We start from the raw sequence: 18,135 nt of genomic DNA on the forward strand, positions 1-18,135 counted from the left end.
CCACGCCCCAGCGACCACGCGAGATTAGGGGGCTGATCCTAAGCCATCCCGCCCCGGATCAACCCTTCCGCGATCCGCGCATAGGCCTGCGCCATCGGGCTGTCACCAGCCGCCACCGGCGTGCCCGCATCCCCCGCCAGACGGGTCTCCAGATCAATCGGCAAGGCACCCAGCAAAGGCACATCCATCTTGCTGGCCTCGGCGGCCACACCGCCAGTGCCAAATATCTCATGCTCTGCCCCGCAATCAGGACAGATGAACATCGACATATTCTCTATCAGCCCCAGCACCGGCGTTTTCAGTGTCGCAAACATATCAAGCGCCTTGCGCGCATCGATCAAGGCCACATCCTGCGGCGTGCTGACCACAATCGCACCACTCAGCTCTGACTTGGTACAGAGGGTCAGCTGCACATCGCCGGTGCCCGGCGGCAGATCAACCAGCAATACATCCAGCTCCCCCCATTCAACCTGTCCCAGCATCTGCTGCAAGGCCCCCATCAACATCGGACCGCGCCAGACCACCGCCTTGCCCTCTTCCATCATGAACCCGATGGACATCAAGGTAACCCCATGGGCCTGCAAAGGGATGATCGTCTTGCCATCGGGGCTGGCGGGCTTCTTGTTCACCCCCATCATGCGCGGAATGCTGGGCCCGTATATATCCGCATCCAACAACCCCACTTTGCGCCCTGCCCGTGCCAGTGCCACAGCAAGGTTCGTACTGACCGTGGATTTACCAACACCGCCCTTGCCGGACCCAATCGCCAGAATACGCTGCACGCCGGAGGGTTTGCTTGGCCCCGCCTGCGGCTTGGGATGGCCGCCAATCTTCAGGCTGGGCGGTGCCGCCGGTTTCGCCGCTGGCCCATGTGCCGTCAGCGCCACTGTCACCTGTGTCACCCCCGGCAGGTCAGACACCACCTTTTCCGCCGCATCGCGCAGCGGTGCCATCTGACGGGCCACATCCGCATTGGGGGCCTCAATGACAAACCGCACCACACTGCCTTCAATGGTCAGGGCGCGGATCAGATCATGCGCCAGCACACTGCGCCCGTCGGGCAAACCCACCCGCTCAAGAGCAGCTTCAACATCAGCTTTGGTGACAGCGGTGGGATCGGACATGGTGCGGCTCCTATAAACAACTTGCCTCCCTGTGACATCGCATTTTCCACCGGGGACACAAGGGGGCGCGGCCATTTGCCTGTTTTCCATGCAGACCGCCCAAGGTTTACCCTGCGAAACCATGTATTTGCTGCATGGCAGCATTGCAAAATAAATCATTGTGCATTCGCAGCATAAATGGGAAAGTAATTACATCGAAGCGACGAAAGTTCTTCACGAGTACGACCAGACGAGTTCATCCTCCTCCCGAACAAGTCTGTTTTTCCGGCGGCGATATCTCCTCCCAGATATCGTCGCCATTTTTTTATCCCGCCCCCCATTTCAAATGCGCACCCCTCAAGAGGCTCGAATTGTTTCCTATTGAATAACAAACAGTTGACCCCACGTCGCCTATGCAAAAACCGCATAGCGGCAATGCCCGCATGGCCGTTGCGCAATCCAAAACAGAGGCTATTTATGCCTCAACGAAACGCGATAACATCGCAATCCACACGAGGCGCCCTGATGGCATATTTGACAACAACATCCGCAACCGACACTTCTTTCACAGCGCGTGCAGCTGCAGCATTCCAGCACGTTGTAGCCAGCTACAAGCAGCACCGCCTGTACCGCGAAACCTTCAACGAGCTGAGCGCACTCAGCAACCGCGAGCTGGCCGATCTGGGTCTGCACCGCTCCAACCTGCAACAGGTTGCACGGGAATCAGCGGGCATCGCTCAGCGCTAAGAGATCCTGCCGCGCCGCGCCTCCCCGCGGTGCGCCAGGTCACGCTGGTTGTAGCAACGCCTCCTCCCCGAGGTTGCCACCCACGTGACAAGACCCGGAGAATGATCCTCCCATCAAACTTCGGGCCGACAAGAGAACAGCTGCACCTTCCTCCCAAGGTGCAGCTGTTTTCCGTTTCAGCCCCTGTTTTGCCACTTACCCGCCGCTTGGCACCGCTTCCAGCAGATCCCCCGGCTGACATTTCAGGACTTCACAGATCTTGGCCAGCGTTTCGAAACGCACACCTTTGACCTTGCCTGATTTCAGCAGGCTCATATTCTGCACCGTGATCCCCACAGCCGCCGCCAGATCCTTCGACTTCATCTTGCGCTGCGCCAGCACCACATCCAGTCTCACGATGATTTCCATCAGACAAATTCCTCGTTTTCACGGGCAATGCGGATCGCCTCTCGCATCACCAGCCCAAGGAAAAAGAACGCCAAACCGCAAAACACCATGCCAAGGTTACCGCTGTTATACCAAAATCGCAGGGGCAACGGGCCATCAGGATTGTGCCAGGAGCGGATCATCGGGCTGATTGCACCTGCAACCAATGACAGGCTGGCAGAGGCTGTGATCAACAGCCCCATCAGACGCAGGCGCTGCGCGATCCGCGCATCAAAAACCACACCACGATGCAGCAACCACAACATGCTCAGCCCGGTGGCATATGCGGCTGTGCCCAAGAGCGTCGGCACAAACCAGATAAGGAAAAACACGATCCGCGTTTTGAGCGCGATTTCAGCGTCAGGATGAACCCAACTGTCGTTGCGGGTCCACTTACCCGGATCCAGAAAGGAAAGCTCCAACTGCCAGCCAATCGCTTCATAAGGATAGTAAATCAACATCGGCAACATACAGATCATCGCAACGGTGGACATCTTTTTAATACGGTTCACAACGCCATCCCAGTATAATTTATTGTTTTACGATAATTTATACTTGCAAAACACGTGCTGTCCAGTGTTACGTTGCACCACCCGATAGAAATCAGGAGCATCGACAGATGAACAAAAACGGCCTTACGACAATTCTTCTCTTGGCAACGCTTCTTTCTCTTCCCGCCCAAGCCGAACCAAAGCTCTTTGGCAATGCCGTCACCATGGGCAAGGTGCCGGGTATAAAACTCAGCGCCAAACAACGCCGCACCTTAAAATGGTACGCCAGCAACAAGGCCTATTTTGGCGCGTTCTATGTGGTTGAAGGCACCGATCACGTATTCTGGACCCGCAATTTTCACAGCATGAAAATCGCCCGCGAAGCCGCCAAAACCGGATGTGAAATTGTGTCAAAATCCAAATCCTGCGTCTTGCACGCGGTTCTATATCCCAAAGGCATGGACCCGAACGGCAAAGGTTTGGACGGTTTGGGCCAGCGCACCGCAAAGGATTTTGAACGCAAATATCCAAAACGCCAGAAAGACGGCAAATTCGGTGCCTTCGCCATCAATGGAGCCTATGGGTATGGTGCGTCCCACGGCTGGGACAGTGCCGAAGAAGCCCGTGAAGCCGCCCTTGCCTACTGCAAACTGGACAGCTCACATGGCATGGCCCCTATCGGGATCGCCGGTCGCAAATGGGTCGAATCAAAACAGATCGACAAATGCCGCGTGGTCGACACCCATATCCCAAGCACGGATTAAAACGGCACGTCATCACAACCGGTGACAAAGCGGGATACCACCTTTTTGGTCCCCGCTTTTTCAAAGTCGATCTCCAGCTTGTCGCCTTCGATCCCCACAACCGCGCCATAGCCGAATTTCTGGTGAAACACCCGTTCCCCCATTGCGAAACTGCTGACCGCCTGCATATCAATTGTGACGTTCTTGGCCTCTGACGGCTGCGACACCCCGCGTTCGCCTGCCCGCGATTGCAAGCGCCGCCAACCGGGCGAATTATAGACATTGGCCTCTGCCGCTGCCTCATGCAGGTTGCTGGTGGGCATCGCCGCGCCAAACCCGCCGCCGTATAATCCCGGTGGGGTCAGCACATCCACATGTGCCTCCGGCAGTTCGTCAATAAACCGGGACGGCATCGCGCTTTGCCATTGCCCGAACACCCGCCGGTTGGCCGCAAAACTGATTGTACACAGCGCCTCTGCCCGTGTGATTCCCACATAGGCCAGACGGCGTTCTTCCTCTAAGCCTTTGACCCCGCTCTCATCCATCGAACGTTGCGAGGGGAACAACCCGTCTTCCCATCCGGGCAGGAACACCGCCGGAAACTCCAGCCCTTTTGAGGCATGCAGCGTCATAATCGACACTTTCGCACCGCCATCATCGCTTTCATTATCCATGATCAGGCTGACGTGTTCCAGAAACCCTTGCAGGTTCTCGAATTGCTCCAAGGCTTTGACCAGCTCTTTCAGGTTCTCCAACCGCCCCGGTGCCTCGGGTGTCTTGTCGTTCTGCCACATGCCGGTATAGCCGGATTCGTCCAGAATAATCTCGGCCAGCTCCACATGGCTGATCTCTGGCGGTCCATATTCCACCCGCGCCGGACCGCTTTCATTGTCCAGCACCTCATTGTCCATCTGCAACGGCAGCGCCGGGCCGCGCAGCTTTTCATTCCAGCGTTCGATCCCATCAATCAACAACCGCAGCTGCGCCCCGCCCTTGCCGCCAAGACCACCATTCGCCAGCAGGATCCGCGCCCCTTCCACAAGGTTCACGCCATTTTCCCGCGCCGTCATCTGGATTTTCTGCTGCGCCTTGTCGCCAAGCCCGCGTTTCGGTGTATTCACAATCCGCTCAAACGCCAGATCATCATCCGGGCTGGTCACCACCCGGAAATAGGCCATCGCGTCCCGTATCTCCATACGCTCGTAAAACCGTGGCCCACCGATCACACGATACGGCAACCCGATTGTCAGAAACCGGTCCTCGAACGCGCGCATCTGATGGCTTGCCCGCACCAGAATCGCCATATGGTCCAGCGACACCGCTTCCATGCCCCGCGTGCCGCGCTGCATCGCCTCGATTTCATCCCCAATCCAGCGCGCCTCTTCCTCGCCGTCCCAATGGCCGATCAGCCGCACCTTCTCGCCTTCTTCACGGTCCGTCCAAAGCGTCTTGCCCAGCCGCCCCTCATTCCCCGCAATCACGCCAGAGGCGGCGGCCAGAATATGCGGCGTCGAGCGGTAATTCTGTTCCAGCTTGACCACATGCGACCCGGGAAAATCCGTCTCGAACCGCAGGATATTACCCACTTCGGCCCCGCGCCAGCCATAGATCGACTGATCATCATCACCCACGCAGCAAATATTCTTATGCCCCTGCGCCAGCAGCCGCAGCCATAGGTATTGCGCCACATTGGTGTCCTGATACTCGTCCACCAGAATATACCTAAACCACCGCTGATACTGCTCCAGCACGTCACCATGGGTCTGGAAAATCGTCACCATATGCAGCAACAGATCGCCGAAATCCGTCGCGTTCAACTCGATCAGCCGCGCCTGATAGGCCGCGTAAATCTCCGCCCCGCGGTGATTATAGGCCGCCGCATCCGCCGCTGGCACCTTATCCGGTGTCAGCGCCCGGTTTTTCCAGCCATCAATGATGCCCGCCAGCATCCGTGCCGGCCAGCGCTTGTCATCAATCCCTTCCGCACGGATCAACTGCTTAAGCAGCCGCAGCTGGTCATCCGTGTCCAGAATGGTGAAATTGCTCTTCAACCCCACAAGTTCCGCATGGCGGCGCAGCAGCTTCACACAGATCGCATGAAATGTGCCCAGCCAGGGCATCCCCTCGATATTCTGCCCCAACATGGACCCCACACGGGTCTTCATTTCCCGCGCGGCCTTATTGGTGAAGGTCACCGCCAGAATCTCGTTGGGCCGCGCGCGCCCGGTGTTCATCAAATGCACGATCCGCGCGGTCAGCGCCTTGGTCTTGCCGGTGCCCGCCCCGGCCAGCATCAACACAGGCCCGTCCATCTGCTCAACAGCGGCCCGTTGCGCCGGGTTCAACCCGTCAAGATAGGGCTGCGGTCGCGCCGCCATGGCCCGCGCTGACAGGGATGCGCCTTCAAAGGCGTCCATTTCATCAAAATTGCTCATCCCATCAACCTAGCCAAGTCTGCAAAAAAGGAAAACCCATGTTCGCCACATGTTCCCCCCTCTTTTTGGCCCTGAATCCTGCTGCACAACAGCTGCCAGATGACGAACGTCCAAGTTTTGACCACACCGCAGCGAGACCGTTACTTCTATTTCACCAGCGCTGGACAATCCCAACCGTCCCGGGACAAATGCCCCTATGGATCTGCATGCAACATACCCCGCCCTCTCCGATCTGCGCCACCGCGCACAGCGCCGGATGCCGAAATTCGTCTGGGAATACCTCGACAGCGGCACCGGGAATGAAGCCGCGAAATCCCGCAACCGCGCGGAACTCGATAAAATCGGGTTTGCCCCCTCAATCCTGCATGGTGAATCCACCCCCGAGCTCTCCACCAACCTCCTTGGTCAAACTCTGCCCCTGCCCTTTGGCATCGCCCCCATCGGCATGTCCGGCCTGATCTGGCCTGACGCCGAAGCGCACCTTGCCCGCGCCGGTGCTGCCCATACCATCCCCTATTGCATCTCAACCGTTGCCACCCAAAGCCCCGAAGACATCGCCCCCCATCTTGGCCCGCAGGCTTGGTTCCAGATGTATCCGCCGCGCGACCCCGGCATCCGCGCCGATATGCTGGCCCGTGTGAAAACCGCAGGTTTCTCTACGCTTGTCCTGACCGTCGATGTCCCCGTGGCCTCGCGCCGCGAACGCCAGACCCGCTCCGGGCTGACCAGCCCGCCGCGGCTGACCCCGCGCCTGATGGCACAGATTGCCACCTGCCCGGCATGGGCCGTGGCCACTGCCAAACGCGGCATGCCCCATATGCGCGGGCTGGATAAATACGCCAATGCCGCAACCAAAGGCCTCTCGCCCACTGCGCATATCGGCTATCTGCTGCGCACCAGCCCGGATTGGGACTATGTCAAATCCTTGCGCGACGCATGGGACGGTGCCTTTATCATCAAAGGTGTACTGCGCCCCGAGGATGCCGCCGAACTGGATCAGATGGGGGCGGACGCAATCTGGGTCTCCAACCATGCGGGCCGCCAGTTTGACGGCGCCCCCGCCAGCATCAGCGCCCTGCCCGCCATCCGTGCTGCCACCAAAAAACCGATCCTCTTTGACAGCGGCGTTGAATCCGGTCTCGACATTCTGCGCGCCCTTGCCTTGGGCGCTGATTTCATCATGCTGGGCCGAGCCTTTCACTTTGCCCTTGCCGCGCTTGGCCCGAAAGGCATCGATCACCTGATTGACATCCTTGCCAAGGATTTGATCGCCAATATGGGCCAGCTTGGTGTCACTGACCTCAAGACCCTGCCAACGCCGATCCCGCTCGCCTGACACGACACGGGCGGCCAAAATGTAACAGAAATGTTGCAGTATCCGCTGTTCTGGGTATTGCGCTGCACCGCAGCAAGGCTAGAGTGCGGCAAAATCGACATTCAAAGGACTGCCAGCCCATGCCCGATTTCTCGAAAATCCTCATCGCCAACCGTGGTGAAATCGCCATCCGCATCATGCGGGCCGCCAATGAGATGGGCAAAAAGACCGTCGCCGTCTATGCCGAAGAGGATAAACTGGGCCTGCACCGCTTCAAAGCTGATGAAGCCTACCGCATCGGCGAAGGCCTTGGCCCCGTGGCCGCCTACCTTTCCATCGACGAAATCATCCGGGTCGCCAAAGCCTCCGGCGCGGATGCGATCCACCCCGGCTATGGGCTGCTCTCGGAAAACCCCGACTTTGTGGATGCCTGCGAAAACAACGGCATCACCTTCATTGGACCACGTGCAGAAACCATGCGCGCCCTTGGTGACAAGGCCTCTGCCCGCCGTGTCGCGGTTGAGGCTGGCGTGCCTGTGATCCCCGCCACCGAGGTGCTGGGCGATGATATGAACCTGATCCGCAAACAGGCCAAAGAGGTCGGTTATCCCTTCATGCTCAAGGCATCATGGGGCGGTGGCGGGCGTGGCATGCGTCCGATCTACGATGAGAGTGAACTGGAAGAGAAAGTTCTCGAAGGACGGCGCGAAGCCGAGGCTGCTTTTGGCAATGGCGAAGGTTACCTTGAGAAAATGATCCTCAAGGCCCGCCACGTCGAGGTCCAGATACTTGGCGACAAACATGGCGAAATCTACCACCTGTTTGAACGTGACTGCTCTGTCCAGCGCCGCAACCAAAAGGTAGTTGAACGCGCCCCCGCGCCCTACCTCAGCGAAGAACAACGCGCTGAAATCTGCGCTCTGGGCCGCAAAATCTGCGCCCATGTCGGCTATGAATGTGCGGGCACGGTTGAATTCCTGATGGATATGGCGGACGGGAAATTCTACTTCATCGAAGTGAACCCGCGTGTGCAGGTTGAACATACTGTCACCGAAGAAGTCACCGGCATCGACATTGTTCAGGCCCAGATCCTGATCGCAGAAGGCAAAACCATCGCAGAAGCCACCGGCAAAGCGTCACAAGACGACATCCACCTGACCGGTCACGCCCTGCAAACCCGTATCACCACCGAAGACCCTCTGAACAATTTCATCCCCGACTATGGCCGCATCACCGCATTTCGCGAGGCCACAGGCATGGGCATCCGCCTTGACGGCGGCACCGCCTATTCCGGCGGGGTGATCACCCGCTATTATGACTCCCTGTTGATGAAGGTCACCGCCAAGGCGCAAACCCCCGAGGCCGCCATCGCCCGCATGGACCGCGCCCTGCGCGAATTCCGCATCCGCGGCGTGGCCACCAACATTGCCTTTGTCGAGAACCTGCTGAAACACCCGACCTTCCTCGACAATACATATCACACCAAGTTCATTGACGAGACACCGGACCTTTTCAGCTTCACCAAACGCCGCGACCGCGCCACCAAGGTGTTGAATTATATCGCGGATATCTCGGTCAATGGTCACCCCGAAACCAAAGGTCATCCGCGCCTCTCGCCCAGCACACGCCAGCCCAAACCGCCTGCCAACCGGGCGGAACCGATGATGGGCACCCGCAACCTGCTGGAACAGAAAGGCCCGCAAGCCGTGGCCGACTGGATGGGAAAACAGCAACAACTGCTGATCACCGACACCACCATGCGCGACGGCCATCAAAGCCTTCTTGCCACCCGCATGCGCTCCCATGACATGATCAAGGTCGCACCGGCCTATGCCGCCAACCTGCCCACCCTGTTCTCTGTGGAATGCTGGGGCGGTGCCACTTTCGACGTCGCCTATCGCTTCTTGCAGGAATGCCCCTGGCAGCGCCTGCGTGACCTGCGCGAAGCCATGCCCAATGTCATGACGCAAATGCTTTTGCGCGCCAGCAACGGTGTCGGCTACACCAACTACCCCGACAATGTGGTGCAGTTCTTTGTGAAACAGGCTGCCGCCTCCGGTGTTGATGTCTTCCGCGTGTTCGACAGTCTCAACTGGGTCGAAAACATGCGGGTCGCCATGGACGCCGTGATCGACGCGAACAAAGTTTGCGAAGGCACCATCTGCTATACCGGCGATATCTTTGACCCCGACCGCGCCAAATATGACCTGAAATACTATGTCGCCATGGGCAAGGAACTGAAAGCCGCAGGTGCCCATGTGCTTGGCCTGAAAGACATGGCTGGATTGCTGAAACCCGCACAGGCCCGCGTGCTGGTCAAGGCGCTCAAATCCGAGGTCGGCCTGCCGATCCACTTCCACACCCATGACACCGCCGGCATCGCCACCGCCACCATCCTCGCCGCGTCTGAGGCGGGTGTGGATGCGGTTGATTGCGCCATGGATGCGTTTTCCGGCAATACCTCACAGGCCACCCTCGGCTCTGTTGTCTCGGCCCTCAAACACACGGACCGCGACACCGGTCTTGATACGACCGCCGTGCGCGAAATCTCGGACTATTGGGAGGACGTGCGCCACCAATATGGGGCCTTTGAAACCGGCATGCAGGCACCCTCCTCCGAGGTCTACCTGCACGAAATGCCCGGCGGTCAGTTCACCAACCTGAAGGCACAGGCCTCCTCCCTCGGCCTTGATGACCGCTGGCCCGAGGTCGCCCGCACCTATGCAGACGTGAACCAGATGTTCGGCGATATTGTGAAGGTCACGCCTTCATCTAAAGTCGTTGGCGACATGGCCCTGATGATGGTGTCCCAAGGGTTGACCCGTGCGCAGGTCGAAGACCCCGAAACCGATGTCGCCTTCCCCGATTCCGTCATCGACATGATGCGCGGCAATCTGGGCCAACCTCCTGGCGGCTTCCCCGAAACCATCGTGTCCAAAGCCCTGAAAGGCGAGAAACCCAACCTCGAACGCCCCGGCAAACACCTGAAACCGGTCGACCTTGAAGCCACCCGTGCGGAGCTGTCCAAACAACTCGACGGGATGGAGATCGACGACGAAGACCTCGCCGGATATCTGATGTATCCCAAGGTCTTCCTTGATTACATGGGCCGCCACCGCCAATACGGCCCCGTGCGCACCCTGCCGACACAGACGTTTTTCTATGGCATGGACCCCTCCGAGGAAATCAGCGCCGACATCGACCCCGGCAAAACCCTTGAGATCCGCCTGCAAGCCATCGGCGAAACCAGCGAGGACGGCGAGGTCAAAGTCTTCTTCGAACTCAACGGCCAGCCGCGTGTGATCCGTGTGCCCAACCGTCTGGTCAAGGCCACAACCCAACAACGGCCCAAAGCCGACCCTACGAACGAAAACCACATCGGCGCCCCGATGCCCGGTGTTGTCGCTTCCGTCGGCGCGGTTGTCGGCCAGCAGGTCCACGCAGGTGATCTGCTGTTGACCATCGAGGCCATGAAGATGGAGACCGGCATCCATGCCGAACGTGACGCGGTTGTGAAGGCTGTCCATGTGCAGGCAGGTGGGCAGATTGACGCGAAGGACCTGCTGGTGGAGTTGGAGTAAACCTTATAAGCGGGGCCCAACCCCGCCCCCCCCATACTCACTCAGGATTCCTCCCGTGATCTTCGACTGGACGTCACTCATTCGCGATTTCGTGACCCTGCTTGTGGTCATTGACCCGGTTGGGACCGTTCCAGTCTACTTGTTTGCGGTGCAAAGCGTCCCGACCCGCCTGCACCGCAATTTCGCCATCCGCGCCGTGGTCATTTCGACTCTGGTGCTTCTGGTCTTCCTTGTTGGCGGCCAGTACCTGCTGGAAACTCTCGGTCTTCGGCTTGGCTCGTTCCAGATTGCGGGCGGGATTGTGTTGTTCCTCTTTGCCATGACCATGATCTTTGGCGTTTCAAAACCCGCCCGAGAGATCGAAGAGGCCGAGCGTGATCACCTTGCCGGTGCTGTCTTTCCGCTTGCCATGCCTTCTATTGCATCGCCGGGGGCGATGCTCGCCATTGTGGTTCTGACAGACAATAACACCGAAACCGTCGGAGAGCAGGCAATTACAGCGGCCATGCTGATCGTTGTCCTGTTGCTGACGCTGGTGATCCTTCTCGCGGCAAACGTTGTATACAAGGTCATCGGCAATACCGGCGTCAGCGTAATCAGCCGTGTTATGGGGATCGTACTTGCAACAATCGCGGTTGATTCCATTCTGGGCGGTTTCGACGCTTTGGGTGTACTCGAAGTCTCGCCCCCGGCCCTCGACAGCCCGTTGGCAAAAGTCGCCCCCGACTAGGCAACACTCTGAGAAAGTGATACGCTGAACGAACCCACAGCAAGCGCCAAGCATCCCCTCGCAAGTTGCGCAACTTCATGCCATTCTAGGCATATGCACCTCTCAGCCCTCACGCTCATTATCCCAGACTACGACGATGCCATCGCCTATTACACCAATACCCTCGGCTTCACCCTGATCGACGACATCGACCAAGGACACAAACGCTGGATCCGCATCGCCCCTTCACCTGACGCACAGACCGGCATCATCCTTGCGGAACCCGGCACAGAGGAACAGAGCAGGGCCATCGGCAATCAAGGCGCCGGCCGCGTCTGGCTGTTTTTGGAAACACAGGATTTCGCTGCGGATCACACCCGCCTGACCGCCGCTGGCGTCCAGTTCGAGGAATCCCCCCGCCGGGAACCCTATGGCACCGTCGCTGTCTTCAGCGACACATTCGGCAATCGCTGGGATTTGATCGAATACAGCTAAGGCTGAGCAACCTGTCGCATTGCCACCGCCGCGCCGCCTGCTACCTTTGGTCTACACGATCAAGAGAACCGCAATGCCATACAAGTGGACCACCCCGCCCAACGCAGCCCAACAGCAGCTGCGCCTCTGGCCGCATCAATCCCTGTCCGCACGGGGGTTCTCTGGTTTCATTCTTGCCACCTTCTTGATGATTCTGATCCCGACACTGGCGGTGCTCGGCACCGCCTTGCTCTGGGGCTTGCTTCCTTTTGTGCTGATGGCTGTGGCGGGAATATATTTTGCCCTGCAATCAAACCATAAATCCCGCCAGATCGAAGAACTGCTAACCCTTGATCCCGAAACCGCGCGGCTGGTCCATACCACTCCCAAGGGAGAAGTGAAGGAATGGCACTGTAACCGCTATTGGGCGCGTGTCACGAAATACGAATCTGATGGTCCGGTGCCGCATTATGTCACCCTGCGGGGGGACGGGCGTGAGGTCGAAATCGGCACCTTCCTCAGCGAAGAAGAGCGCATCGCCCTGTTTAACGATCTGGAACGCACCCTGCACCGCTGAGGCAGCCGGGGGTGCATCAGCGGTGCACGGGGGGTGACCGTTTCCAACAGGTTAAGATGGATTCACGCAAAACATCAGGATTGGCGCGGAACATGCTGTAAAACAGTCATTATTCCCCAACCTACCGCACGGGTTAACGCCACAGACGCGCTACGCATCCATGGCAACAAACCACTAGTTTTCCGTTAATTTTCCCGCACGTAAATCGGAAGTCACCGCTTAGCTTAAGCGATCCTTCACCATTGGCCCGACTTTGCCAAAATCCATCTGACCGGTGTATTTGGCTTTCAACGCCCCAATCACCTTGCCCATGTCGCGAATGCTCTCGGCACCGATCTCTGAAATCGCGGTTTCCACAGCCGCTGCTGCTTCCTCTTCGCTCAGCTGACGGGGCAAATATTCTTCGATAATCATGATCTCCGAACGCTCGCGTTCGGCCAGATCCAGACGTCCACCCTCTTCATAGGCGCGCGCGGATTCCAACCGCTGCTTCGACATTTTACCAAGGATCGCAAGCACTTCGCTGTCAGGCACACCTTCATCGGTGCCCGTTGCGCGGGCCGCGATATCCTTGTCTTTGATTGCCGCATTGATCAGACGCAAGGTCGACAGCCGCGCGGCGTCCTTGTCTCTCATCGCCTGTTTCAAAGCATCCGTGATGCGCGTGCGCAGAACCATAGTTTTGCCGCCTTGTTCCAAGAATTTTCCAAGATCGGGACAATAGCCAAACTCCCCAAGCGACGCAATGCCATTGCCGTCAGGTTAAGCCACTGAAATCATGAGATATCTTATTTCCGCTTGATCCTTGACCCTCCCCGTGCAGACCAGTATCTACGGCATCGTTTACCCAATAGATCCATGTCCCGGAGACTGCCCATGCGCCCTACCGCCTGCCTTGCCCTCGCTGACGGATCGCTGTTTTACGGGATGGGATTCGGTGCCACCGGACAGACCGTGGCAGAGCTGTGTTTCAACACCGCCATGACCGGCTATCAGGAAATCATGACAGACCCCTCTTATGCGGGCCAGATCGTGACTTTCACCTTTCCCCATATCGGCAACACCGGCACCAACCCGCAGGACGACGAAACCGCAGATCCGGTCGCTGCGGGCATGGTCGTTAAATGGATGCCGACCGACCCGTCCAACTGGCGCAATGTACAGCCGATTTCCGAATGGCTTGCCGCACGCGGGCGCATCGCAATTGGCGGTATCGACACCCGCCGCCTGACCCGTGCCATCCGCCAACAGGGCGCGCCACATGTGGCTTTGGCCCATGACCCAGATGGTAATTTCGACATTGAGGCCTTGATCAATGCTGCCCGCGAATTTGCCGGTCTGGAAGGTATGGATCTGGCCCGCGAAGTCACCTGTGCGCAATCCTACCGCTGGGATGAAATGCGTTGGGCATGGCCTGATGGCTATCCACAACAGACTGATCCAAAACACAAAGTTGTCGCCATTGACTATGGTGCCAAGCGCAACATCCTGCGCTGCCTCGCCTCTGCCGGCTGTGACGTGACTGTCCTGCCTGCCACCGCGACCTATGAGGATATCATGGCCCACTCCCCAGATGGTGTGTTCCTGTCCAACGGACCGGGGGACCCGGCGGCCACTGGTGAATACGCCGTGCCGATGATCCGCGATGTGCTGGATAAAACCGACCTGCCGGTCTTTGGAATTTGTCTGGGGCACCAAATGCTGGCTCTCACGCTGGGCGCAAAGACCATCAAGATGAGCCACGGCCATCACGGGGCCAACCATCCGGTCAAGGACAATGACACCGGCAAGGTCGAGATCACCTCGATGAACCACGGTTTTGCGGTTGATGCCCAGACCCTTCCCAAAGGTGTAGTGGAAACCCATGTTTCGCTGTTTGACGGGTCCAACTGCGGCATTCGCATGGAAGGCCGCCCGGTCTGGTCCGTCCAGCACCACCCAGAGGCTTCTCCCGGTCCACAAGACAGCTATTACCTGTTCGAACGCTTCGCCGCGGCCATGCAGGACAAGAAATCCGCGGTCGAACCTGCCTAGCTCAAAGACGCTCAAAACGCCGTTAACGCGTCGTTAATGGAACACTGCCAAGGTCCTGACGTTCCAAACGTGAGGTGTCTTGATGAGCAATCTGCGGCTGCATCTCAGCGACCCGCAAGCGGCCCGTCCGGCCCGTCCCTCGATGCCCTTGGGGCGGCATCTGATCGAGGCGGGCGCCATCGGGAAAAGTGACCTGATACACGCGCTGGATTTACAAAACCATGTGGATGCGCCCTTGGGTGAAATCCTCATGTCGGAAGGGCTGGCGAATCCGCAGGATGTGCTGGAAGCGCTGGCCCGCCAGCACAACACGCAATTCGTCGATCTGCGCGACGATCCCCCACAGCAGGGGCTTGGGCATCGCCTGCCCGCGAGTCTTTGCCTTGAATATCGTGCCATTGCCTGGCTGGATATGGGGGGAACCCTGATCGTCGCCACCAGCCAGCCGCACCGCTTTGCGACCCTACGCCGCGCCTTGGGGGATCGCGCTCCTGCGATCCTGCCCGTGGTGGCCAGTGAACAACAAATTCAGGATGAAATCACCCGAAGCTACGGGGGTGAGCTGGCCCATAGGGCCGCCAATCGCGTGCCTGCGGCCATCAGTTGTCGTGGTTGGGGGGCAGCGGGACGTCGCCGGCTGCTTTGGGCCATCGCCGCCGCCATTGCGCTGCTGTGCGCCCTGATCATCGCGCCGATGGGCACACTCACCGCGCTTACCCTATTGGCTTTCATCACCCTGCTGATGACAACAGCGCTCAAGGCCGCCGCCCTTTGGTCTCAGATCATGGCAAAAACCGCTGAATCCCCGCTGCCCTTTATCGCAAAAACGACACTGCCCTATCGCTTGCCAAGGGTGTCAATCATGGTGCCGCTTCTGAAAGAGAAAGAGATCGCCAGCGCATTGGTGGCGCGGTTGACAAGGCTGACCTATCCGAAATCGCTGCTGGATGTGGTGCTGGTGTTGGAAGAAACCGACACAACCACCAAGCAAACCCTTGCCCGCACGGTCCTGCCCTCCTGGATCAGCGTGATTGCCGTTCCGGCACGGGGTGGATTGACCACCAAACCGCGCGCGCTGAACTATGCGCTGGATTTCTGCAAGGGCAGCATCATCGGCGTTTGGGATGCTGAAGACGCGCCGGAACCGGATCAGCTGGAACGGGTGGTCAGCCGCTTTCATCAGGCACCGGATAATGTCGCCTGCCTGCAAGGGATACTGGATTACTATAACCCACGTGCCAATTGGTTGGCGCGGTGTTTTACCATCGAATACGCCGCATGGTGGCGGGTGTTGCTGCCCGGGGTTGCGCGACTGGGACTGGTTATTCCGCTGGGTGGCACAACATTGTTTTTTCGCCGCAACATATTGGAAAGGCTGGCCGGTTGGGACGCTCATAACGTCACCGAAGACGCGGATCTGGGGGTGCGGCTGGCGCGGGCGGGCTATGTCACCGAACTGCTGCCCACTGTCACATATGAGGAGGCCAACTGCCGGTTGTGGCCCTGGGTGCGGCAGCGTTCGCGCTGGCTTAAGGGGTTTCTGGTCACCTGGTGTGTGCATATGCGCGATCCGGCACAATTAATGCAGGATCTGGGCTGGCTGCGGTTCATTGGCGTACAGACCATGTTGCTGGCCACGGTTGCGCAATTCACCTGTGCGCCGCTGCTCTGGTCCTTCTGGCTGGCCGTTATTGGGCTGGCGCATCCGGTTGAACAAATCCTTGGCAATACGGCACTTTGGGCCATGGTTGGGGTGTTCATCCTCTCGGCCACGTTAAACCTTGGCCTGTCATTGATGGCAGTCTCGGGCAAGGCGCACCGTCATCTGATGTGGTGGGTATTCACCACGCCGTTTTATTATCCTTTTGGGGCGCTGGCCGCGTTCAAAGGCCTATATGAGTTTATCGTCAGCCCGTTTTTCTGGGATAAGACCCAACATGGGGTGACCCCCTTGCACGATACACCTACGCCTATCCTGCCAGAGGAAAAGCCATCGACAAGCGCCACATCGCCTAAACTGGTGTTTCGCAGACGCTATCAGGCATCCCCACCGACGGAAGCCCGAAAACAGGCCAGTATTTAGCCCTCTCGTTCTATCCGCTCGGCAACCTGTTTCAGCCGGGTCACAAAAGCCACAGAAATATGGGCCCGCAAAGCCTCGCTTGCGCCCTCTTCGTCCCGCGCTTCGATCATCTCAACAATTCGGGCGTGTTCAGCCTGCGCAATCTCACCGCGCCCTTCCGCCGCCAGCGAGGTTGTCGCCATCAACGCCATGGAGCGGTAAACCAGATCCAGCTGCTGCACCAGATAACGGTTATGCGAGGCCAGATGCACCTGTTTGTGGAACCGCCGGTTGCTGCGCGACAGGGCCTGCGGCTGATCAATCAGGGCATCATCTGCCTCGACCATCTCGCGCAGCACGCGCACCTCTTCGGGTGTTGCGTGACGCGCGGCCAGTCGCGCGGCCAGCCCCTCCAGCTCGCCACGTACCGCATATAGTTCCGCTGTCTGGTTATGGTCCAGCGATGCCACAATCAGGCTGCGCCCTTCACGGGCCAGCAGGGATTGGGTTTCCAGCCGCTGCAGCGCCTCGCGGATGGGGGTGCGCGAAACTTCAAACCGCTCGGCCAGCTCGCTTTCAACCAAACGGTCGCCGGGGCGATAGGTGCCGCCGTCAATCGCATCCAGTATCAGAGAATAAGCATCGGTTGAGCCGGTTTTGGGCGCGGGCATTGCGGGATTCCTTATAACTTGGCGCATCCTACCCAGCGCGGCCATTTGCGCAACCACCCGACTTGCGTGATCCTTGCGAACCGCCTAACGATGCCCCTATGCCACGTCTTGCTTTCTCTCATGTTGATACCTGGGTCTTTGACCTTGATCACACGCTCTACCCGCCTTCTGCGCGGCTGTTTGACCATATTGAGGTGCGCATGACCGCATGGGTGATGGAGGTTCTTAAGGTCGACAAAGCCGAAGCCGACCGGCTGCGCGTTCATTATTGGCGCACCCATGGCACCACGTTGGCCGGCCTCATGCGCGAACATGACGTCGATCCCGAGCCCTATCTGGTTGATGTCCATGATATCCCGATGGACAGTCTGATCCCCGACCCCATTCTGGCCTACCAGATCCGCGCCCTGCCCGGACGGCGCATTGTCTATACCAACGGCTCTGCCCCCTATGCCGAACGGGTGCTGGCCGCGCGCGGGTTGTCGGGGCTGTTTGATGCCATCTATGGGGTTGAGCATGCAGGGTTTCTGCCGAAACCGGAACGCGCCGCCTTTGACCGTGTTTTTGCGCTGGACGGTGTGGTGCCTGCCCGCGCCGCCATGTTTGAGGACGATCCGCGCAACCTTGCCGCACCTTTTGCCATGGGCATGCGCACCGTCCATGTGGCACCTGACCCGCTAGAGGCCGATCACGCTGCGGCCGCCCATGTGGAGTATCACACGGACGATTTGTCTCACTTCCTTAGCCGCCTGACAGGTTAGAATGCT

The 18,135-nt window shown here is 58.7% G+C and carries 16 protein-coding genes; 10 read left to right on the forward strand and 6 right to left on the reverse strand.

Annotated elements, in window-relative coordinates:
* Positions 1 to 38: 38 nt before the first annotated feature.
* Positions 39 to 1,124: an Mrp/NBP35 family ATP-binding protein gene (locus QQL78_RS09375; protein ID WP_284372798.1), complete on the reverse strand. Its 1,086-nt coding sequence runs from the start codon at positions 1,122 to 1,124 to the stop codon at positions 39 to 41.
* 504 nt (positions 1,125 to 1,628) lie between these two features.
* Here QQL78_RS09375 and QQL78_RS09380 point away from each other — a divergent pair.
* Entirely contained in the window at positions 1,629 to 1,850 is a 222-nt protein-coding gene (locus QQL78_RS09380) for a DUF1127 domain-containing protein (RefSeq protein ID WP_284372800.1), read from the forward strand.
* A 195-nt stretch (positions 1,851 to 2,045) separates the two neighbouring features.
* Here QQL78_RS09380 and QQL78_RS09385 read toward each other — a convergent pair whose 3' ends face one another.
* Together QQL78_RS09385 and QQL78_RS09390 are read right to left on the reverse strand one after the other, a co-directional pair.
* Entirely contained in the window at positions 2,046 to 2,258 is a 213-nt protein-coding gene (locus QQL78_RS09385; RefSeq protein ID WP_284372802.1) for a helix-turn-helix domain-containing protein, read from the reverse strand.
* A complete protein-coding gene (locus QQL78_RS09390; protein WP_284372803.1) occupies positions 2,258 to 2,788 on the reverse strand; it encodes a DUF2975 domain-containing protein in 531 nt (176 codons plus the stop codon). Before QQL78_RS09390 ends, QQL78_RS09385 begins: the two co-directional genes overlap by 1 nt.
* Positions 2,789 to 2,895: 107 nt before the next feature.
* Here QQL78_RS09390 and QQL78_RS09395 point away from each other — a divergent pair, with 107 nt between their 5' ends.
* On the forward strand, positions 2,896 to 3,531 hold the full coding sequence (locus QQL78_RS09395; protein ID WP_284372805.1) for a hypothetical protein: 636 nt from the start codon (positions 2,896 to 2,898) through the stop codon (positions 3,529 to 3,531).
* Here the strand turns inward: QQL78_RS09395 and QQL78_RS09400 are convergent.
* The gene (locus QQL78_RS09400; protein WP_284372807.1) at positions 3,528 to 5,945 is read right to left on the reverse strand and encodes an ATP-dependent helicase; all 2,418 of its coding nucleotides are present in this window, start codon (positions 5,943 to 5,945) and stop codon (positions 3,528 to 3,530) included. The genes QQL78_RS09395 and QQL78_RS09400 overlap by 4 nt on opposite strands.
* 196 nt (positions 5,946 to 6,141) lie before the next feature.
* On the opposite strand from QQL78_RS09400, the gene QQL78_RS09405 reads away from it, so the two are divergent.
* The 5 genes from QQL78_RS09405 to QQL78_RS09425 all read left to right on the forward strand — a co-directional run bounded on the left by QQL78_RS09405 (position 6,142) and on the right by QQL78_RS09425 (position 12,601).
* Positions 6,142 to 7,281: an alpha-hydroxy acid oxidase gene (locus QQL78_RS09405; RefSeq protein WP_284372808.1), complete on the forward strand. Its 1,140-nt coding sequence runs from the start codon at positions 6,142 to 6,144 to the stop codon at positions 7,279 to 7,281.
* 119 nt (positions 7,282 to 7,400) lie between these two features.
* On the forward strand, positions 7,401 to 10,841 hold the full coding sequence (locus tag QQL78_RS09410) for a pyruvate carboxylase (protein ID WP_284372810.1): 3,441 nt from the start codon (positions 7,401 to 7,403) through the stop codon (positions 10,839 to 10,841).
* 58 nt (positions 10,842 to 10,899) lie between these two features.
* Entirely contained in the window at positions 10,900 to 11,571 is a 672-nt protein-coding gene (locus tag QQL78_RS09415; protein WP_284375521.1) for a MarC family protein, read from the forward strand.
* A 93-nt stretch (positions 11,572 to 11,664) separates the two neighbouring features.
* Positions 11,665 to 12,045, forward strand: a complete 381-nt coding sequence (locus QQL78_RS09420; protein WP_284372812.1) for a VOC family protein — start codon at positions 11,665 to 11,667, stop codon at positions 12,043 to 12,045.
* Between the two features lie 73 nt (positions 12,046 to 12,118).
* The gene (locus QQL78_RS09425) at positions 12,119 to 12,601 is read left to right on the forward strand and encodes a DUF2244 domain-containing protein (RefSeq protein WP_284372814.1); all 483 of its coding nucleotides are present in this window, start codon (positions 12,119 to 12,121) and stop codon (positions 12,599 to 12,601) included.
* 219 nt (positions 12,602 to 12,820) lie between these two features.
* On the opposite strand, the gene QQL78_RS09430 is transcribed toward QQL78_RS09425, so the two are convergent.
* Complete coding sequence (locus tag QQL78_RS09430; RefSeq protein WP_284372816.1) at positions 12,821 to 13,279, reverse strand: GatB/YqeY domain-containing protein; 459 nt, start codon at positions 13,277 to 13,279, stop codon at positions 12,821 to 12,823.
* A gap of 198 nt (positions 13,280 to 13,477) precedes the next feature.
* Here QQL78_RS09430 and carA point away from each other — a divergent pair, with 198 nt between their 5' ends.
* Together carA and QQL78_RS09440 are read left to right on the forward strand one after the other, a co-directional pair.
* On the forward strand, positions 13,478 to 14,635 hold the full coding sequence (gene carA / locus QQL78_RS09435) for a glutamine-hydrolyzing carbamoyl-phosphate synthase small subunit (RefSeq protein ID WP_284372818.1): 1,158 nt from the start codon (positions 13,478 to 13,480) through the stop codon (positions 14,633 to 14,635).
* An 82-nt stretch (positions 14,636 to 14,717) separates the two neighbouring features.
* Complete coding sequence (locus QQL78_RS09440; RefSeq protein WP_284372820.1) at positions 14,718 to 16,718, forward strand: glycosyltransferase; 2,001 nt, start codon at positions 14,718 to 14,720, stop codon at positions 16,716 to 16,718.
* Here QQL78_RS09440 and QQL78_RS09445 read toward each other — a convergent pair.
* Positions 16,715 to 17,368, reverse strand: coding sequence for a GntR family transcriptional regulator (locus QQL78_RS09445; RefSeq protein ID WP_284372822.1), 654 nt, complete (start codon positions 17,366 to 17,368; stop codon positions 16,715 to 16,717). The genes QQL78_RS09440 and QQL78_RS09445 overlap by 4 nt on opposite strands.
* 98 nt (positions 17,369 to 17,466) lie before the next feature.
* Between QQL78_RS09445 and QQL78_RS09450 the strand changes: the two genes are divergently transcribed.
* Positions 17,467 to 18,129 (forward strand): pyrimidine 5'-nucleotidase, encoded by a 663-nt coding sequence (locus QQL78_RS09450; RefSeq protein WP_284372824.1) that lies wholly within the window; start codon positions 17,467 to 17,469, stop codon positions 18,127 to 18,129.
* Positions 18,130 to 18,135 lie beyond the last annotated feature (6 nt).

This window comes from Sulfitobacter pacificus, assembly GCF_030159975.1.
Classification (GTDB): domain Bacteria; phylum Pseudomonadota; class Alphaproteobacteria; order Rhodobacterales; family Rhodobacteraceae; genus Sulfitobacter; species Sulfitobacter pacificus.

What these genes read in the sequence shown, in the direction of transcription:
- QQL78_RS09375 (WP_284372798.1), bottom strand. Translation starts at nt 1,124, where the DNA reads ATGTCCGATCCCACCGCTGTCACCAAAGCTGATGTTGAAGCTGCTCTT.
- QQL78_RS09380 (WP_284372800.1), top strand. Translation starts at nt 1,629, where the DNA reads ATGGCATATTTGACAACAACATCCGCAACCGACACTTCTTTCACAGCG.
- QQL78_RS09385 (WP_284372802.1), bottom strand. Translation starts at nt 2,258, where the DNA reads ATGGAAATCATCGTGAGACTGGATGTGGTGCTGGCGCAGCGCAAGATG.
- QQL78_RS09395 (WP_284372805.1), top strand. Translation starts at nt 2,896, where the DNA reads ATGAACAAAAACGGCCTTACGACAATTCTTCTCTTGGCAACGCTTCTT.
- QQL78_RS09400 (WP_284372807.1), bottom strand. Translation starts at nt 5,945, where the DNA reads ATGAGCAATTTTGATGAAATGGACGCCTTTGAAGGCGCATCCCTGTCA.
- QQL78_RS09405 (WP_284372808.1), top strand. Translation starts at nt 6,142, where the DNA reads ATGGATCTGCATGCAACATACCCCGCCCTCTCCGATCTGCGCCACCGC.
- QQL78_RS09410 (WP_284372810.1), top strand. Translation starts at nt 7,401, where the DNA reads ATGCCCGATTTCTCGAAAATCCTCATCGCCAACCGTGGTGAAATCGCC.
- QQL78_RS09420 (WP_284372812.1), top strand. Translation starts at nt 11,665, where the DNA reads ATGCACCTCTCAGCCCTCACGCTCATTATCCCAGACTACGACGATGCC.
- QQL78_RS09425 (WP_284372814.1), top strand. Translation starts at nt 12,119, where the DNA reads ATGCCATACAAGTGGACCACCCCGCCCAACGCAGCCCAACAGCAGCTG.
- QQL78_RS09430 (WP_284372816.1), bottom strand. Translation starts at nt 13,279, where the DNA reads ATGGTTCTGCGCACGCGCATCACGGATGCTTTGAAACAGGCGATGAGA.
- carA (WP_284372818.1), top strand. Translation starts at nt 13,478, where the DNA reads ATGCGCCCTACCGCCTGCCTTGCCCTCGCTGACGGATCGCTGTTTTAC.
- QQL78_RS09440 (WP_284372820.1), top strand. Translation starts at nt 14,718, where the DNA reads ATGAGCAATCTGCGGCTGCATCTCAGCGACCCGCAAGCGGCCCGTCCG.
- QQL78_RS09445 (WP_284372822.1), bottom strand. Translation starts at nt 17,368, where the DNA reads ATGCCCGCGCCCAAAACCGGCTCAACCGATGCTTATTCTCTGATACTG.
- QQL78_RS09450 (WP_284372824.1), top strand. Translation starts at nt 17,467, where the DNA reads ATGCCACGTCTTGCTTTCTCTCATGTTGATACCTGGGTCTTTGACCTT.